14 protein-coding genes and 1 pseudogene are annotated in these 19,196 nt (G+C 41.4%); 5 read left to right on the forward strand and 10 right to left on the reverse strand.

Annotation, left to right across the window (positions count from 1 at the left end):
• Positions 1-66 precede the first annotated feature (66 nt).
• The 3 genes from BSI_RS06745 to BSI_RS06735 all read left to right on the forward strand — a co-directional run bounded on the left by BSI_RS06745 (position 67) and on the right by BSI_RS06735 (position 1,875).
• Positions 67-372, forward strand: coding sequence for a hypothetical protein (locus BSI_RS06745; protein WP_003240074.1), 306 nt, complete (start codon positions 67-69; stop codon positions 370-372).
• 188 nt (positions 373-560) lie between these two features.
• Complete coding sequence (locus tag BSI_RS06740) at positions 561-1,688, forward strand: Rap family tetratricopeptide repeat protein (protein WP_050556897.1); 1,128 nt, start codon at positions 561-563, stop codon at positions 1,686-1,688.
• Complete coding sequence (locus BSI_RS06735) at positions 1,678-1,875, forward strand: hypothetical protein (protein WP_003240078.1); 198 nt, start codon at positions 1,678-1,680, stop codon at positions 1,873-1,875. The genes BSI_RS06740 and BSI_RS06735 overlap by 11 nt, the downstream gene beginning before the upstream one ends.
• Positions 1,876-2,079: 204 nt before the next feature.
• Here the strand turns inward: BSI_RS06735 and BSI_RS06730 are convergent, their stop codons facing one another.
• From BSI_RS06730 to srfP, 7 genes are all read right to left on the reverse strand, one after another.
• On the reverse strand, positions 2,080-3,120 hold the full coding sequence (locus BSI_RS06730) for a DNA-processing protein DprA (protein ID WP_003240080.1): 1,041 nt from the start codon (positions 3,118-3,120) through the stop codon (positions 2,080-2,082).
• A 21-nt stretch (positions 3,121-3,141) separates the two neighbouring features.
• Positions 3,142-4,353, reverse strand: coding sequence for a ComF family protein (locus tag BSI_RS06725; protein WP_003240082.1), 1,212 nt, complete (start codon positions 4,351-4,353; stop codon positions 3,142-3,144).
• A gap of 13 nt (positions 4,354-4,366) precedes the next feature.
• Complete coding sequence (locus BSI_RS0121345) at positions 4,367-4,876, reverse strand: HAD family hydrolase (RefSeq protein ID WP_032732204.1); 510 nt, start codon at positions 4,874-4,876, stop codon at positions 4,367-4,369.
• A gap of 284 nt (positions 4,877-5,160) precedes the next feature.
• A complete protein-coding gene (locus tag BSI_RS06720) occupies positions 5,161-6,453 on the reverse strand; it encodes an AbiJ-related protein (RefSeq protein WP_003240083.1) in 1,293 nt (430 codons plus the stop codon).
• 763 nt (positions 6,454-7,216) lie between these two features.
• Entirely contained in the window at positions 7,217-8,599 is a 1,383-nt protein-coding gene (gene rlmD / locus BSI_RS06715; protein WP_003240085.1) for a 23S rRNA (uracil(1939)-C(5))-methyltransferase RlmD, read from the reverse strand.
• 255 nt (positions 8,600-8,854) lie between these two features.
• The gene (locus tag BSI_RS06710; protein ID WP_003240087.1) at positions 8,855-9,766 is read right to left on the reverse strand and encodes a diacylglycerol kinase; all 912 of its coding nucleotides are present in this window, start codon (positions 9,764-9,766) and stop codon (positions 8,855-8,857) included.
• Positions 9,767-9,917: 151 nt separating this feature from the next.
• Entirely contained in the window at positions 9,918-13,076 is a 3,159-nt protein-coding gene (gene srfP, locus BSI_RS06705; protein WP_003240089.1) for a surfactin resistance protein SrfP, read from the reverse strand.
• A 131-nt stretch (positions 13,077-13,207) separates the two neighbouring features.
• Between srfP and BSI_RS06700 the strand changes: the two are divergent.
• A pseudogene (locus BSI_RS06700) lies at positions 13,208-14,096 on the forward strand (TetR/AcrR family transcriptional regulator).
• Here BSI_RS06700 and gatB read toward each other — a convergent pair.
• The 3 genes from gatB to gatC are packed head-to-tail and all read right to left on the reverse strand — an operon-like array spanning position 14,093 to position 17,300.
• The gene (gene gatB / locus BSI_RS06695) at positions 14,093-15,523 is read right to left on the reverse strand and encodes an Asp-tRNA(Asn)/Glu-tRNA(Gln) amidotransferase subunit GatB (RefSeq protein ID WP_003240092.1); all 1,431 of its coding nucleotides are present in this window, start codon (positions 15,521-15,523) and stop codon (positions 14,093-14,095) included. The pseudogene BSI_RS06700 and the gene gatB sit on opposite strands and share 4 nt — an antisense overlap.
• Positions 15,524-15,536: 13 nt before the next feature.
• Positions 15,537-16,994, reverse strand: a complete 1,458-nt coding sequence (gene gatA, locus BSI_RS06690; RefSeq protein WP_003240095.1) for an Asp-tRNA(Asn)/Glu-tRNA(Gln) amidotransferase subunit GatA — start codon at positions 16,992-16,994, stop codon at positions 15,537-15,539.
• A gap of 15 nt (positions 16,995-17,009) precedes the next feature.
• Positions 17,010-17,300, reverse strand: coding sequence for an Asp-tRNA(Asn)/Glu-tRNA(Gln) amidotransferase subunit GatC (gatC, locus tag BSI_RS06685; protein WP_003219442.1), 291 nt, complete (start codon positions 17,298-17,300; stop codon positions 17,010-17,012).
• Between the two features lie 413 nt (positions 17,301-17,713).
• Between gatC and opuE the strand changes: the two genes are divergently transcribed.
• The gene (gene opuE, locus BSI_RS06680) at positions 17,714-19,192 is read left to right on the forward strand and encodes a proline transporter OpuE (RefSeq protein ID WP_003240097.1); all 1,479 of its coding nucleotides are present in this window, start codon (positions 17,714-17,716) and stop codon (positions 19,190-19,192) included.
• Positions 19,193-19,196: the final 4 nt, after the last annotated feature.

The following is a 19,196-nucleotide window of genomic DNA, read 5'->3' on the forward strand; positions in this document are numbered from 1 at the left end:
TCTATCAAACCATTAAACAGATTTAGCAACTCTCAAATGGAATAGAAATTTAAAAGGAGCATCACCTTGACAGTAAGAAAAGAATTAATAAAACAAATTAATTTAACAATCGTAGCAATAAAAACAATTCATCAAAAGAATCCAACTCCAATGGTCAAAAACATATTAAAAAGATACGAAGAAGCAATAGTCTTTATCCAACATTCATCTGAGGAACAATTTGAAGAAGGCTTTTCTAAAATTAGAAACAAATTAGACACTTTGACAAGAGCATACCTAGAATCAGCTAACGACTACATGAATCCTATGCTCAAAGAAATGCATAAGACAGAAAAACTGCTAAAAGAGTACGACGAAACTGCTCAGTCGTAATAACCGCAATCCAAAGTTCAAAAGTTGAGATTGTACTACCTTCACAAAACCAAATATAACGCGAAACACCCAAACTGCCATTTGCGGATCACACCGAAAATTTATTTTGCGGTCTCTCAACCCCTTCCTATTAAATTTCAGTATTGATAAAATTTACATAATTAGTGAGAAGAGGAAGGGTGAGCAGTTTGGGCACAATTTCGTCTCCGCACGTTGGGATGAAAATTAATGAGTGGAACCGGCATATTCAAAAGTTTAATGTGACTGACTCTGAAATGCTTAAAGCTGAGATCGAACGGGACATTGACATCATGGAAGAAGACCAAGATCTCTTGATTTACTATCAGCTCATTGCATTTCGCCATCAGCTTATGATTGACTATGTGATTCCATCTGAAGGAAACCAAATGGAGTTATCAGAATATTTAAAGAGAATTGAAGGCAGCAACAGGAAGATGGAGAAGCTCGTTGAATACTACTATTACTTTTTTCAAGGAATGTATGAATTCAAAGAGGGCAATTTCTTAAGTGCCATTACATTCTATCAAAAAGCGGAAAATACAATTCCTTATATTTCGGATGAAATCGAGCGGGCGGAATTTTATTTTAAAATGGCTGAAGTGTTTTATCATATGAAACAAACCCACGTATCCATGCACTATTCTTCTCAGGCGTATAACATTTATAAAACGCACGACCTTTACTCAGTCCGCCGCATACAATGCCATTTTGTAATCGCAGGAAACTACGACGATTTAGAAAGTCATGAAAAGGCGCTCCCTCACCTCGAACAGGCACTAAAAGGCGCACGGCTGCTTGAAAGCAAAAACAAGCGGATTTACGGCCAAGCTTTATTCAATATTGGAAATTGTTATCTTAAAATGGGCGAATTGACAAAAGCAGCAAAATACATGGAGAAATCGATACTCCAATTTAAAAAATCAAATTTCAACAACTTGACACAAGCTTACCACGATTTAGCCTTAATTTATTTTCTTCAACATAAACAAGAACAGGCAATGGATTGTTTCAGAAAAGGCGTACGCTTCGCATGTAAATTCGACGATGGCCTATTTAAAATTATGTTTGAAGGATTACAGGCGCTGTTTATCAAAAAAGGAGAAGCGTCCATTTTATTAAATGTTTTCAACAAATTAGAGACATCCCAAGGATATCCTTATATGGAAGAGTTGGCATTATTAGCCGCAAAGTTTTATACTGAAATTGGGCAGATGGATGATTCTGTTATCTGTTTCAAAAAGATGGTTCATGCCCGCAAACAAATTCAGAGAGGGGATTGTTTGTATGAAATTTAAACTGACTTTGTGCGCTGTAATTGCTTTGATCGGTGTAAGCTTTATCAGTTCTTCCTTAGGAAATGAAGTAAACGTAGCATCCAGAAACATGACAAGCAAAGCTGCAAACGATTCAACGAACTCCCTAGCAGACAAAGCCATCTTTGACAAGGAAATGACGATTGCAGAAAACGGAACGCTTGGTTAAGGACAAGACGCAGCTTTTGGCTGCGTCTGTTTTCTGAGGAAATACAATGACAAAGGATAGAATATTTTATGTTCAAACGCTCATATCAGACCAAACAAAATCGTAACCGGTTTATCTGTTTTGATTGCTTATTAATATATTGTACAACCATTGGAACTGCCTGGACAATTCATCCTCCTAGCATCCATCTATTTATTACAATGCCTAATGCAAGTTTTCACGGTTACTATTTTCGTCAAAGAAGCTAAGCTGCTCAATTTTGTCTTGCTTAATTTTTTGGTCTTTTGTATGTCCTATAATCTCTTTTCTACTAATAACGTTTGTATTAATTAATCTCTCCAGAGTATTAGCTAAGCTCTTAATTATTTTTTCATAATCACTTTCGTTTTCTATCTTGCTAGCCAAACGATTTTCTAATAAATGGTATATCCCCTGTGTCGCTTCTACTTCACGTTCTTCTAAAGGATTCGGGCAAAATAGCATTCTTTCCTGATTTTGCGCAAATTTTATAGTATGTTGTGTACCACCTTTTAAAGGGGTCTGAACAGGACATACACCTAAAGATAGGCCACTTTGTATCCTATCTCGTAGAACGAAGGAGTTTCTATATGTCTTACCACCTAATGGAGTCTCTGAAATCAACAAGCCGTTCCTTTTTATAATTTCATTTGCGAATTCTGTATTTTCTTTTGGATATATTTTATCCAAACTTCCTGCTAATACTGCAATCGTTTTCCCGTTTACATTTATTGCTCCTTTATGACCAGCGGTATCAATACCAACAGCTAAGCCACTAACAACCACAAAGTTCCTTTTGCAAAATTGTGCAGAAACCTTCATTGCTGCCTTATATCCCAGTTCGGTTGGGTTCCTTGTACCTACTATTGCTATTTTCCGATCATCTTTTAGTAGTTCAATATTCCCCTTACAATATAAGACAACTGGAGGATCTTCAATAAACCTTAGCAGCTTTGGATAATATTGAGAAGCAATATCAATTACTTGAATTCCTTTACTTTCATGAAGTTTAACTTGTCTTTCAGCATCTTCAATTTTTCTCAAAAGATAAACCTCATCTAACATTTTTTGAAGTATTTTCGAATTCTTTACAGTATCACTTATCTTTTCTTTATTTATAGATAAATCTTCCAATGTTAGGTTTGGAAAATAAGTATAAAGTTTTTTTATTGTCTTTACTCCCATTCCTTCTATATTACTTAAAGCAATCCAGAAAGCTGCTGACATAATTTCACCCCCAATTTATGATTAACAAGGTATTTCATCATATTGATAATCTTCATAACTGTTTTGTTTCAAATAAAGTTTTTTTCCTTCATTATACTCTAAGAATTCGCCATCAGATGCAACCCAAAAAGGGCTTCCATCCTTATTTTTAAAGTTAAGTCTATACTCTTCATCAAACTGATCTTTAATTTTCCCATGTGAAGGAGCATTTGAGCTAGACTGCATTATTGCTAAAGGAAGGATAGTTACTTTTTCTGCACCACGATTATATAATACTTTAGCACACTCCATAGCAGTAGAGCCACTTGTGAGAATATCGTCTATTAAAAGTACATGACCACTAATATTCTTTCTTGAATCAAAGGCATCCAGAACATTTATAGCTCTTTCTGTAAATGAACCAGCTTGCTTTTGTTTACCGTAATCTCGAACAGTAAATAGAAGATTGGTGTCGATAATACTCCTAAACTGATCTAGTTTTGTGTGGTTAAGTAATAAATCTAAATGATTTTCTTGTTCTGGTTTTGAGGGAACTACAGTTATCAAATTTATGTCTTCAAAAGATTTAAGAGTTAATTTAATATCTGTATGCAAACAATAAGCCAATGCCTCTACAGCATATGGTTTAAATTTTTTCAATCTAAGAATCATGGTTGAAAGGCAATGAATATATGATCTAGGATCGTCATATACAAAATACCTTCCCGCATACATTAGATTTGCCTTGAAATTACTAAATAATTGGTGATGTATTTCTCCTATAGGAAATACATATCCAGTACCTCCAGTTTGTTGAACAGATAATTCATTAAAGTTCCCATGAAGCACATTATCCAGCAATAGTTTTCTCGTAGTTCCAATATCCAATATCTTATCCGGTAAATGCTTGTGGTCTATTTGATTAAAGTCGTCAATCTCATCCGATTCAAAAATAAGAATTGTCGATAAATTTAGCTTATGTGCTTCTTCGATTCTTTTCATTGAACTTGTAAGTACAATTGAATACATTGGTATTATTTTAAAATCCTTCAAGAAAGCAGAAAACTCCGAAATATTAGCTTGGATTATTTCCGTTTCTATAAATCTATCTTTTTCAGTCCCTAATAAAAGAAGATTATACTTTACTCCAAGATCATGGAGTAATTGAGCAAATACTTGATTCTCTAAATAACTATCATCAAACGAATCCATATCTATAATTATATTCTCAACTCTTGTACATAACGAAAACAAAGTCTGCCCCCCCTTATAGTTCCCTTATTATTTTTATAAGTTCCATAGGATTATTAACAATAAAATTAGAGCCTGCGTTAATTAATTCTAACTCTGTTGCTTCTCCCCAAGTTACTCCAACAGAAGTCATCCCCGCTCTTTTCGTTGCTACAATATCATTTATATTGTCACCAATTGAAATAGTATTCTTAGGTGACACCCCTAAGTTTAAAGAGCATTTTAAGAGGGGATCAGGATAAGGTTTTCTCTTTTCACTATCATGAAAACAAATCAAGTCATCATAACGAATATTATGATGTGATAGTACCCTAGTGGCATATGGTCTTGGGGAATTTGTCACTATTCCCAACTTTAAATTCTTATCCTGTATGATAGATGAGAGCTCTTCACCAAAAAGAGCAAAGGTTTTAGTAGGAATATATCTATAACATTCACTCCAAGGCCTTCTACGTAGTTGTTTTATTTGGGCAGTATCTATAAGTGTGTCATCCAGATCAAAAATAATTGCTTCAAAACTTGACATTAAAATCCCCCCTTAATATAACTAGGTTAATTTTAACATATTATACAATATAATAGTCTGGTTATATTCAATAAATACAACAATCTTACAGTTTAGATGATTATAAAATTGCATAGAATTGTATGAGGCATGAAACTAAAGGGTGAATAATAAGGTTTTGTAAAAGTGCATAAATTAAAATAAGTTTAATTTATTTCTTTAGGATATTACACCCGTATATAGTAATGCATATTTAAATGGCAATCTCAATGTAATAGCTTGAGATTGCCATTTTTAATATAATATTAAATTACTCTTCCATTATTTAGGTATTGAATAGCGGTCGTGATTAAAGAAAGGCAGCGTTTGTAAAAATAATCGTAATGTCTATTATCTTCAATATCGAGTTTTGTGGTTTCATGATGACGGATTCTAAAGTTGTTTCCGATTCTTGTAAGCTCATGAAATTCATTTTCAAATAATTCTTTAAAGACCTTATTGTTACCACTCATATTTTCAGTAATTCTACTCACTGATTTTTTCTTATCTAGAGTTGGCGAATAATATGTCTTTAGTCTTTCAAAAGCATCCCAGAGTTTTTCAACAGCGATATTCAAATTTTCTTTCTCATAATACCTACTAGCTTCCTGAAGCAGTTCTTTCAGTCCTGCCTCGTCAATCGAAGCCAATGAACTATTTGTTATATGACTAGTTACCAAGCTTTCAATTTTTCCGTTATTTAATCTCAGAGAGATACTATTCAAATTAAATATTGTATTAATATCTGCCGCGAAATCACTATTACAGTACTTTTCAAAAAACTCTATTGCATCTATCACATTATAAGGCGAAGTGGACAAGACAAAATCTTTGGGGCTATCAGTTTCGGCATATTTACTCTCTTTATTAAAGCATTTGGGAGTATAAAACATCTTTATATCTTGAAGAATTTCTTCACTTACTAAAGCATCATACTCCCATCCCGTCTCGCTTATCTTTCTAATTCTGGAATCATATTTCTCGAAGATTTTGTGAATTTGGTTTCTTGCTTCTCGTTTAATTTTAAATACTATTTCTTTTTGTTTTATCGCTTTCTTATTTCTTTGAGAAAAAGGAACAAACATCTCATTTTCTGCTTGATATAATCTCCAACTATACACATCACGGTTTGAGATTTTCTCGGCAGGATATAGTTCATACCCATCATGCTGTAATAATTTATTTATCTCAGTAAGAAAATCCATCCAATACCCTTTTTCAATTCTAACTGCCGGATGAAATATTTCACAAATAAATCTTAAGTATATTTCATCGTTCCCATCTTTTAAATGAAACCGTTCGTCCTCAAACACCCAACAATATTGGTAATCATCATTGTTTATCGTGTGTTGCCATATATCACCTTCAGCATCTGAAAATCTATAATCAGAACTTGGCATACTTTTTAAATCATATAATCTTTTTAGAAATTCAATCTCATCCAATTGTCCGGAATAAGGATAAGTAACTTTTTTCGTTTCAAATATTTCTTCTATATCCATTCCGTTTTGAAACAAATCAAGAATATCGCGCTTTGTAATCTCGCTAATCCGGTTCACAATTACGAATCATTCCCCTTTCAATATTATCCAAAAGAAAACTACTTGCATAAAATAACTTCAAACAATAAGTTTTGTCTTCCACTATAAAGTTTATGTATGCTCTAAATCTTTGTTATCAAAGCAAAGGGGCATTCCCGATCTATTTAGCCTCCTCATCACAAATGGTTTTAATAGGGATTTCCATAACTCTCCTTCTTTATGTTTGTACATTTAAGAGACATAAAACTAAACTCGGCAAGTATAGAGTAATTTTTTTGAACTATAAATAGCTCTAATACCCTTTACAGAAGATAATATAGCGGTCTTTTCAAAAAATAACTTTGATTTTTTAATATAGGCTTCTGTAAAATCATATTACAGTCCAAGCAAGCACTAAAAACATATACCTCATTGGATGAATTAATCATCAAGAGGAACATACGTGGTGAAATTCAAGATGAGGAATACAAAAATGCTCATAGATGAAAACAATTTACAGGTTAAAGAGCTAATGAAGAAAGAGTAACATTAGAAAAAAGGTTGCTTGATTAAAGTCAAAACGATGGCCTCCCAAAGCTGATTCAGAAGATTAAGGAATCACTCAAAAACCTGTCCTAGATAAAAAATGGTACACCAAACTTATAGAACGATCAGAAAGAAATAAAAGAAGATGGAAGTCCGAGAATCTTTTAAAGGTTCTCGGATCACTATATATCTTCTTTTTTACTCAATAATTCTCATGAATTCTGGGTCTGATTTATAAGTTCTTTTTTAGTGTTGATTATTCGTCGTTTAGTACAAGCAATGCACAACACTCCACATGATTCGTATGCGGAAACATATCCACAGGCTGCACTTCGCGTGTCGCATACCCGCCATCCTCAAGCACCCGCAAGTCTCTTGCAAGCGTACCCGGATTACAGGACACATACACCACCCGCTTCGGTTTCATCTCCACAATTGTCCTCAGGAGGGCTTCGTCGCAGCCTTTTCTTGGCGGGTCGACGACTAGTGTATCGGCCGTGATGCCTTCTTCATACCACTTTGGAATCACGGTTTCCGCTTCACCGACCGCAAACTCTGCGTTTGTGATGCCGTTTAATTCAGCGTTTCGTTTTGCATCCTCAATCGCTTCTGGCACAATCTCTACACCGTATACTTTTTTCGCCTGCTTCGCCAGGAAGAGAGAAATCGTTCCGATGCCGCAGTAGGCGTCGATGACGGTTTCTTCACCTTGCAGCTCCGCATACTCAAGCGCTTTGTCGTAGAGCACTTTGGTTTGCTCCGGGTTGACTTGGTAGAACGATCTGGCGGAGATGGCGAATTTGACGTCTCCGATGAGGTCGTAGATGTATTCTTCGCCCCAGATGACGTTTGTTTCGTTTCCGAAGATGACGTTTGTTTTGTTCGGGTTGATGTTTTGCACGATGGATTTCACATGCGGGAACGCTGCTGTGATGTCCTCGATGATCTTCGCTTTGTGCGGGAAGTCGTTTGTTCTTGTGATGAAGACGATCATCATTTCGCCCGTAACGACGCCGTATCTGACCATGATGTGGCGGAGCCAGCCTTTGTGGCGTTCTTCGTTGTACGCTTTGACACCGTATTTGGCGCAAATGTCTTTGACAGCTTGGACGGCTTCGTCGTTTTTGGATTGCTGGATCAGGCAGGCGCTCATGTCGATGATGTCATGGCTTCTTTGCTGATAGAATCCGGCGACGAGTCCGCCTTCTCGTTCTCCTACCGGTACCTGCGCTTTGTTTCTATAGTTCCAAGGGTCTTCCATACCGAGTGTCGGGTGCACGGTGACGTTTGACAGGTCCAGCTTGCCGATCCGTTCTAAAACGTCTTTGACTTGTTTCTGTTTAAACAAAAGCTGGCCTTCGTAGGTCATGTGCTGAAGCTGGCAGCCGCCGCATTGTTTGTAAATCGGGCAAGGGGCGTCGGTTCTGTGCGGGCTTTCTTCCTTCAGCTCAATCAGGCGGCCAAAGGCGAACCCTTTTTTGACTCGGGTCACTTTGATTTGGGCTTTTTCCTCCGGAAGGGCGTTCGGCACAAAGATCGGGAAGCCCTGCACCTTTGCGACGCCCGCTCCTTCATGTGTTAAATCCTCAAATGTCACGTCGTAGTATTCGTTTTTTTCTACTGGGGGTTTTATTTTCATGTATGTTCACCTCTTGTTTTAAGCGAAAGAAAAACTTGGCCTATTAAAGCCAAGTTTCAGCGTGTAGGCAAACCTTCGCATTCGTTGTCAGGCCTGTGCTTCGGTGCTCACGAATTCAACATTCGCTGCGCTCCGATGCTCGCCCTTCCTAGACTTCAAAGGTTTTCAATCACGCTGAAAAGATGACAAAATCCTAAAACGAAAACTGTTTTAGGATTTTGTCAACATTCTGAGCTTGGCTTACAAAGCCAAGTTTTAGTCATCCAGCTGTTCCGCTTTCTCCTTCGGCATGACGACGTGAATGTGTCGATACAGATTCACGAATTCGCCCGGCAGCATGCCGCCGTACTCGCCGTCCAGGTTCAGCTGCATCTTTTCTGATACATTGACTTTCACGCGGTTCGCTTTTGTATAAATAATGTGCTGGTCGTTGATGTGTTCGCCGCGGAGTGCCATCGTTGCGACCCTGATAAATTCAGCAAGGTTTGCTTTCTTTAGTATCATCAAATCAAACATGCCGTCATTCAAACTGGAATCCGGCGCGAGCTTTTCGAACCCGCCGACGGAATTTGTCAGCGTGACCAAAAACAACATGATTTCGCCTTGAAACAGCTTGCCGTCATATTCAATCTCGACTTCTGTCGGACGAAGTGAAGGCAGCATTTCCATTCCCTTTAAATAATAAGCAAGCTGGCCGAGCATCGTTTTGAGTTTGCTTGGCACGTCGTACGTCAGCTCCGTCAGACGGCCTCCGCCAGCGATATTGATAAAATACTGGCCGTTCACCTGTCCGATATCAATCGGGCGGGCAACGCCGTTAATGACCGTATCTGCCGCTTTTAAAATATCCTCACGCGGAATATTGAGCGCTCTCGCAAAATCATTCGTTGTACCGACAGGAATCACACCGAGTGTCGGACGGTTGTCTAAAGGCGCAAGCCCGTTGACGACCTCGTTAATCGTTCCATCTCCGCCCGCTGCAACGATTAAGTCAAACTTACGCAATGCCGCTTCCTTAGCGGCGTGCGTCGCGTCTCCTGCGCATGTCGTCGCATGGGTGGAGGTTTCATAGCCGGCTTGTTCAAATTTTTGCAGGACCTGGGCAAGATGCTTTTTAAAGATCTCCCGTCCTGAAGTCGGATTGTATATTATGCGTGCACGTTTCATTATCTCATCATCCTACTTAAGAGTATCCGATCCATTTTTACACTAACAACCTTTAATTATACTATGAGTTAAAAAAATCGCAACAAAATGTACATAATCTTACAGGTGAAAACGCACAAAAGCCTCAGCAGAGCTGAGGCTTTTTGTTTTTTTACTCTTCTTCCGTTCCCGGTTTTTTCTTGCGGAACTTCGCCAATACTTCGTATACGATTGGCACGATTAAGAGCGTTAGGAGCGTCGAACTGATTAAGCCGCCGATAACCGTTACGCCAAGTCCTTTTGAAATGACCTGGCTTCCGCCTTCGAAGCCTAGCGCTAACGGAATCAAGGCGCCGATTGTCGCGATGGCTGTCATCAGGATCGGACGGAGTCGTGTAGAGCCGGCTTCTAAGAGCGCTTCTCTCGTAGACAGTCCTTCCGCTTCCTTATGGATGACGCGGTCAATTAAGACAATGGCATTCGTGACAACGATACCGATCAGCATGAGCATACCGATCATTGCGTTCAGACTGATCGTTTCACCTGATACATAAAGTCCGACCAGAGCACCGATGACTGTGAACGGCAATGAGAACAGAATCGCAAATGGCGCTAGTGCTCCGCCGAATGTAATCACAAGCACGAGGTAAACGATCGCTATTGCTGCCAGCATCGCTAAACCGAGCTTCGTAAAGGAATCAGCGATATCTGCTGATACCCCGCCTGTATCAATCGTTACGTTATCAGGCAGGTCAAGCTTATCAATTTTCTTCTGGACATCAGCTGATACGGCTGTGACGTTGTCAGATGTAACCTCACCCGTGACATCTGCATAGACTTTGCCGTCACGTTTTGACACGGTATCAGATGTTGATCCTTCTTTCACTTTTGCGACATCGCCGATTTTGACTTCCTGGCCAGTCGCAGAAGTGATCTTTTTATTCTCTAAATCTTTCACACTCTTATACTCGTCTTTTTCCGTCTTAATGTTCACATCAAGCTCTTTGCCGTCTTTTTTCACGGTTGTGAGCGGTTCTTGAGATGTTTGTGTCATTAAGGCCTGAGAAATTTGAGACGCAGTTAAACCGAGTTTGCTTAATTTTTCTTGGTCAGCGACAAATGTGTACTCATCGTATTTGCTGGAAAGGCCTGAGTTTATGTTTTTCAGATCCTTTTCATCTTTCATGATTTTTTCAATGTCTTTGACCGTGTCTTTAATGTCGTTTTCAGAATCGCCATACACATAGTATGTTAATTCGTTGTTATTGCCTGAAGAGCTGAAGTCCTGTGACTTCCATTCTCCGCGGTCAGATTGCTTTTGGATTTCCTTCAGCACGTTGTCTTTTTCTTTATCAAAGTCAGGCGTGTCGCTTTCATATTTGATATAGAATAACGCACCGTTAGAATCTCCTCCGGCAAGCGGGCTGCCAGAGCCTAATGAATACTGAACCGTATCGACATGCTTACGGTCAAGCAGGATTTTTTCCGCTTTTTCAGCTTCATCTTCGGCTTCTTTTTTCGTTTCACCCGGTTCTGGGCTGTATGTGAGCTGCATCGTTTTTTCTTCCTCGGACGGCAGGTAGCTGGCACCGATTAACGGTACGAGGAACAAGCTTCCAAGCAGCATCAGAATGGCGACGATAGACGTGATCCATTTGTGGCTCAGCGCCCAGTTCAATACTTTTTTATAGATGTTTGCAAGTCTGCCAGGTTTGTGCTCTTTCGCTTTGATTGGCGCGCCCGTTAATGATTTTTTGAACAGGCTGTGCGCCAGCATCGGCACAAGCGTGATCGAAATCACCAGGGATGCGGCAAGTGCAAAAACAATCGTTAAGGCAAACGGGATAAACAACTCACCGATTTGTCCGCCTACAAGTGCGAGCGGCAGGAATACCGCAATTGTCACAATCGTTGATGACATGATCGGTTTAAACATTTCCTTCGTCGCTTCACGAACCAAGGCTTTTCCGCGGAGCGGCTCATCCTTGAGTCTCATGCGGCGGTAAATGTTTTCGATAACAACGATAGAGTCATCGACAACCCGTCCAATTGCAACAGTCATTGCGCCGAGCGTCATGATATTCAATGTGATATCAAGCTGTTGCAGCACAAGAAGTGCGATGAGCAGTGATAATGGAATAGAAACAACCGAAATTAATGTTGATTTGATATCTCTTAAGAATAAGAGAATAATCACAATCGCAAAAATAGCACCGAAAATGGCTTTGCTTAACATCGTGTCAACTGACTGTGTGATCGGCTCTGCCATGTCGAGTGTTGCACTATAGTCGAAGCCTTTATGGTCTTCTTTGAACTGCTTCAGCTCATCTTTGACATCGTCAGCAACCTCTACAGTATTCGCATCGTTTGCTTTGACGATGTTGATGCCGATGCTGTCTTTGCCATTTGTGCGTGAAACAGACTCAGCTTTTTTCACATCTTTCATTGTGGCAATGTCAGAAAGCTTAACCGTCGGCACATCTGTGCTTGCGCTTTGCTGCGACTGTGCTGCCGCTTGCGCACTTTGAGCTGCTTGTGCACTCTGCGCCGCCGCTTGTGATGCTGCGCTGCTGCCTGCACTTGAAGCTGATGCCGTCGGGATTCTCATATTCTTTAAATCTTTAATTGTTTCGATATCGCCGCTGACGACGACAGATTTTTCTTCATTTCCGAATGTGTACAATCCTAGCGGAGTTGTCACATCTGAACCTTGAATCACTTGTTTGACTGTATCTTCATCAAGGCCGTATTCTTTCAGTTTGTCTTCTTTGAAAGAGAATTCAACCTCTTCCACCTGCTGGCCTGATACTTGGACTGAAGCAACGCCTTCTATGCCTTCAAGCTTAGAAACGAGGCTGTCTTCCACTTGTTTTGTCAGTTCTTGCAGGTTGTCTTTATCACTGGACACGCTCAGCGTCAGAATCGGGAAGGAGTTCAAGCTGTAGCGTGAAATCTCCGGATCTTTCGCGTCATCAGGCAGGCTGACGTTTTCTAAGGCTTCAGCCGCTTCTGTTTTCGCTTTGTCCATATCTTTCTCATAGTCATATTCAATCATGACCGACGATGCGTTTTCGTAGGACGTTGACGTCACAACGCTGACTCCGTCCAAATTCTGCACCGCTTGTTCAACCGGTTTGGTCACCTCATCAGCCACTTGGCTTGGGGTCGCACCCGGATATGTCGTACTGATCGTTAGGTAAGGCATGTTCACGTCAGGAATGGATTCTTGCTTCATATTCATACCCGCATACAAGCCGGCTGCTGTTACAATAATCGTCATCAGCCATACGGCGAATTTGTTTTTCAGAACGAAATTAATAACGTGATTCATCATATCCTCCATTACATTTTTTATTGACTGACTGGTCATTCTATATAATACTAAACGTTATAATGCAACAACGTCAACTCATATACCAGAAAATTTTACTAAATTTTTCAAGGATTAAGGGGAAGCACGTCATGAATGAAAAAAAAGAGAGAATCATAAAAACCAGCATTCATTTATTTGCGAAAAAAGGATTCGCAGCTACGACGATTCAGGAAATCGCCAGTGAATGCGGTATCTCGAAGGGCGCTTTTTATTTGCACTTCAAATCAAAAGAAGCGCTGCTGTTATCTGCCTGTGAATATTACATTGGCATGTCTATGAAAAAAATGAAGAATATAGAAGAAAATCTCGCCGGAGAACCGCCTAAGGAAGTGCTGAAAAAGCAAATTGGCGCTCAATTTGAAGATTTCCGCGATCATAAAGATTTTATCGTTCTTTTGCTTACCGAAAACATCATTCCGGAGAATCAAGAAATCAAGCAATACTTTTACAAAGTAACCATGGAGACGGATAAACTGTACCGGAACGCCTTGCTGGCGTCCTATGGCGAAGGAATCGAGCGGTACGTCGCAGACCTCTCCATCATGGCAAGAGGCATTGTGCATTCCTATATGAATGTGATGGTTTTTAACGGAGAGCTCAACATCGATGCAGAAGAAATCTCAGCTTTTATCATCGAGAGATTGGATGACCTCGTACAGGGGCTGAGCCGTTCAGCCCTCAATCCCATTGTGCCAAAAGACATTTTCAGTCCGATGCCTGCGGGGAAAGATCAGCTGCTTGAGGACATTCAGAAAGCGAAAGAAAACAGCACGCTGCCTGAGGATATCGTCGTGTCGCTGGATGTCATCGAGGAAGAACTGTCTCAGGATAAACCGCGCAAGCCGATTATTAAAGGCATGCTGTCCAATTTGACCGGGACCAATGACAAAGAAGTTGAAAAGCTTCGGGCTCTGATCTCTGTCTTCATCTCGATTTGACCATCAAAAAAGCAGCCCCTGCGGGCTGCTTTTTTACTAGCGTTTTTTAATTTCTTCAAGCAGGATTTTGTTGACCATCGGCGGGTTGGCTTGTCCTTTGGACGCTTTCATAATCTGTCCGACAAGGAAGCCGATCGCACGGTCTTTCCCATTTTTAAAGTCTTCGATTGATTGAGGATTGTTGTCAAGCGCCTCTGTGACAAGCTTCAGAAGCACGCCTTCGTCAGAAATCTGCACGAGGCCTTTTTCTTTCACAATCTTCTCAGCGTCGCCGCCTTTTTCAATCAATTCCTTAAACACTTTCTTCGCGATCTTAGAAGAAATGGTTCCTTTTTCAATTAATTTGATCATGCCGGCAAGGCCTTCAGGTGTCAGCGCAACGTCAGCAAGCTCTTTTTGTTCAGCATTCAGATAAGCTGACACTTCTCCCATAAGCCAGTTAGATGCTTGTTTGGCTTCAGCGCCTTTTTGAACGGTTTCTTCAAAGAAATCAGCCATTTCTTTTGTCAGCGTCAGAACCATCGCGTCATATGCAGGCAAGCCAAGCTCATCGATATAACGCTTGCGGCGCTCATCTGGAAGCTCAGGAATGCTTGCTTTTACGCGTTCCTTCCATTCGTCGTCAATGTAAAGCTCGACAAGGTCTGGCTCCGGGAAGTAACGGTAGTCGTCAGATCCCTCTTTGACACGCATGAGAATGGTTTTCTTCGTTGCTTCATCATAACGGCGTGTTTCCTGCTGGATAACGCCGCCGGAGAGAAGAACCTGCTCCTGGCGTTTTTCTTCATGCTCAAGGCCTTTTTGAACAAACGCAAAGGAGTTCAAGTTTTTCAATTCTGTTTTTGTGCCGAATTCCTCTTGGCCGATCGGGCGAAGAGAGATATTGGCGTCACAGCGAAGTGAGCCTTCTTCCATTTTACAGTCAGAAACGCCTGTATATTGGATGATGGACTTCAGCTTTTCAAGATACGCGTACGCTTCTTCCGGCGTGCGGATATCCGGCTCTGATACGATTTCAACAAGCGGCGTTCCTTGGCGGTTGAAGTCAACAAGAGAATAGCCGTCGCCTGTATGCGTCAGTTTTCCGGCATCTTCTTCTAGGTGAAGACGTGTGATGCCGATGCGTTTTGTTTTTCCGCCAACTTCGATTTCGATCCAGCCGTTTTCGCCGATTGGTTTATCAAATTGAGAAATCTGATACGCTTTCGGGTTGTCCGGATAGAAATAGTTTTTTCGGTCAAACTTCGTATCTGTTGCGATCTCACAGTTGAGCGCCATAGCGGCTTTCATTGCGAATTCAACAGCTTCTTTGTTCAGAACAGGCAGGACACCCGGGTACCCGAGGTCAATGACGCTTGTCTGCGTATTCGCCTCCGCGCCGAATGGCGTCGGAGAGCTTGAGAAAATTTTTGATTTTGTTTTTAACTCGACGTGGACTTCAAGTCCGATTACCGTTTCAAAGTTCAATTCTTTTCACCCCTTACAATTCAGGTTTTGCTTTATGATGGTCTGTCGCTTGTTCAAATGCATGAGCAACACGGTATACAGTGCTTTCGTCAAAGTGTTTTCCGATGATTTGCAGGCCGAGCGGAAGTCCGTCTGCTAATCCGCATGGCACGCTGATTCCCGGTACGCCGGCAAGGTTGACCGGAATCGTTAAGATATCGTTTGCGTACATTGTGAGCGGATCTTTCGTGTTTTCACCGATTTTAAACGCAGGTGTCGGTGTCGTCGGTCCGACAATGACGTCATATTTCTCAAATACGTCTTCGAAGTCTTTCTTAATCAAAGTACGCACTTTTTGCGCTTTTTTGTAGTACGCATCGTAGTAGCCTGAGCTTAAAGCGAACGTTCCGAGCATGATGCGGCGTTTGACTTCATTTCCGAAACCTTCAGCGCGCGTTTGCTTGTAAAGGTCGATCAGGTTTTCAGCGTTGTCTGTGCGGTAACCGTAGCGGATGCCGTCAAAGCGTGCAAGGTTGGCCGACGCTTCAGAAGATGACAGCAGGTAATATGTCGCAAGCGCATATTTGCTGTGCGGAAGAGACACTTCTTCCCATGTAGCGCCGAGGCCTTCAAGCACTTTCAGCGCGGCAAGAACAGATTCTCTCGCTTCTTTGCCGACACCTTCACCAAGGTATTCTTTCGGAACTGCGATTTTCAGTCCTTTGATGTCGCCAGTTAATGAAGAAAGAAAATCAGGCACGTCCACATTTGCGCTTGTAGCGTCCATTTTGTCTACACCGGAAATCGCTTGAAGCAAGAATGCGTTGTCCTCAACCGTACGGGTAATCGGCCCGATTTGGTCTAATGAAGACGCAAATGCGACCAGCCCGTAACGGGATACACGTCCGTATGTAGGCTTTAATCCGACAACGCCGCAGAAAGATGCCGGCTGACGGATGGAACCGCCTGTGTCAGATCCAAGAGAGAACGGAACTTCTCCCGCAGCAACCGCAGCCGCTGATCCGCCGCTTGAACCGCCGGGAACTGTATCCAGATTCCAAGGGTTTTTCGTCAGCTTGTAAGCTGAGTTTTCAGTAGATGATCCCATGGCAAATTCGTCCATGTTCAATTTTCCGATTGTAACCGCTTCAGCGTCTTGAAGGCGCTGAACGACAGTAGCATCGTAAATCGGATCGAAGTTTTCGAGAATTTTGCTGGAGCATGTTGTGCGCAGCCCTTTTGTTACGATATTATCTTTTACGCCGATCGGCATACCGAAGAGAAGACCATGCTCAGAACGGCCGTCAACCGCCTCATCAAGCTCCTTCGCGTACGCGCGCGCTCTTTCTTCATCTAATGCCAAAAAGGCTTGTACCTTATCATCAACCGCTTGGATGCGTTTATAAGATTCGTCAACCAGATCAGAAATCTTAATCTCTTTTTTATGTATGAGCTGTTTTAATTCTGTGATTTTATGATCAAATAATGACATTCTTGTGTCCCTCCTTTAGTCCAGAATTGATGGCACACGAATATAGCCGTCTTTATGGTCAGGCGCATTTTTCATGACATCCTCAACCGGAAGACCTTTACCCGCTTCATCTTCTCTCATGACATTTTTCATTTTCAGCACGTGAGTTGTAGGTTCCACATTGTCTGTGTTGACCTCATTAAGCTCCTCGGCAAATGAAATGATGCTGTCGAGCTGTTCAGTGAACATTTTTGCTTCTTCTTCAGTAATCGCAAGTCTTGCAAGGTGCGCAACGTGCTTTACTTCTTCTATTGAAATTCGTGACATATGATCCACCTCCACATATTTCTCCGTTAAGTCATATAATACTGATCATATCAAAAACAAGCCCTTTAAAGCAACAAAACGCCTTAGGACAGGCCTGTGTTTTCGAGACAATACCCTATATATTTTATACTAAAAAGAGGCGAAGGAGAAACGAAATATTTTTCTGAAAATTTTTACTTTAATTATTTTTTGAAAGCGTTTTAATCTTTATTCCCTTCTAGGTTAGCAGCGGTATTTCCCTCTGATGATCCATGTTTCATCGCTTGAATGGCCGGGAATACTTTGTTAGGTTAAGTTACCAAGTGCACCCGCAAAAGAATTGCTTTCGGTTTGCACTTGCGCCAGGCTGCTTAACTGGCACCATCAATTTGAGAGGTGATGCAACATTATTAGAAATGAAGAGAGGGTAAAACGTGAGTATTGAAATTATTATATCGTTAGGAATTTACTTTATTGCCATGCTGTTAATCGGCTGGTATGCATTTAAGAAAACCACTGACATCAACGATTACATGCTTGGAGGAAGAGGTCTCGGACCGTTTGTCACTGCTTTGTCTGCCGGCGCGGCGGATATGAGCGGATGGATGCTGATGGGTGTTCCCGGCGCGATGTTTGCGACAGGGCTGTCAACCTTATGGCTTGCTTTAGGGCTTACAATCGGGGCGTACTCAAACTACTTGCTGCTGGCTCCAAGACTGCGAGCTTATACGGAAGCGGCAGATGACGCCATTACGATTCCTGATTTCTTTGATAAACGATTCCAGCATTCTTCATCACTGCTGAAAATCGTATCTGCTTTGGTTATCATGATCTTTTTCACATTATATACCTCTTCGGGTATGGTATCTGGCGGACGGCTGTTTGAATCTGCTTTTGGCGCGGATTACAAATTAGGCTTGTTTCTGACTACCGCAGTAGTCGTGTTATATACACTGTTTGGCGGTTTCCTTGCTGTCAGTCTGACTGACTTCGTGCAGGGTGCGATCATGTTTGCAGCACTAGTGCTTGTGCCGATCGTTGCTTTTACCCATGTGGGCGGCGTTACTCCAACTTTCCATGAAATCAGCGCTGTTAACCCACACTTATTGGATATCTTTAAAGGCGCGAGCGTCATTAGCATTATTTCCTATTTAGCCTGGGGCTTGGGCTACTACGGCCAGCCTCATATTATCGTCCGATTTATGGCCATTAAAAACATTAAAGATTTAAAGCCTGCGCGCAGAATCGGCATGAGCTGGATGATCATTTCAGTTCTCGGTTCCGTGCTGACAGGTTTGATCGGTGTTGCTTATGCCCATAAATTCGGAGTTGCTGTAAAAGATCCGGAGATGATATTCATTATCTTCTCTAAAATCTTGTTTCACCCTTTAATTACAGGATTCCTATTGTCAGCTATTTTAGCTGCGATCATGAGTTCCATCTCCTCACAGCTCTTGGTAACAGCAAGTGCTGTAACAGAGGATTTATACCGGACGTATTTCAGACGAAAGGCTTCCGATAAAGAATTGGTCATGATCGGGCGTCTGTCCGTATTAGTGATTGCCGTTATAGCGGTTCTCTTATCATTGAATCCGAGCAGCACCATTCTTGATTTAGTCGGATATGCTTGGGCCGGCTTCGGTTCAGCTTTCGGGCCTGCGATTCTGCTAAGCCTGTATTGGAAGCGGATGAACGAATGGGGCGCGCTTGCTGCGATGATTGTCGGGGCTGCGACCGTGTTGATCTGGATTACAACCGGCCTGGCAAAATCAACCGGCGTGTACGAAATCATCCCTGGGTTCATCCTCAGTATGATTGCCGGCATCATTGTCAGCATGATTACAAAGCGTCCTGCAAAAGCCTCTTACCGATTATTTGGTGTTATGGAAAAGCTGTTAAAACGCAAAAAGTAATCAA

The sequence above is a fragment of the Bacillus inaquosorum KCTC 13429 genome, assembly GCF_000332645.1.
GTDB lineage: Bacteria > Bacillota > Bacilli > Bacillales > Bacillaceae > Bacillus > Bacillus inaquosorum.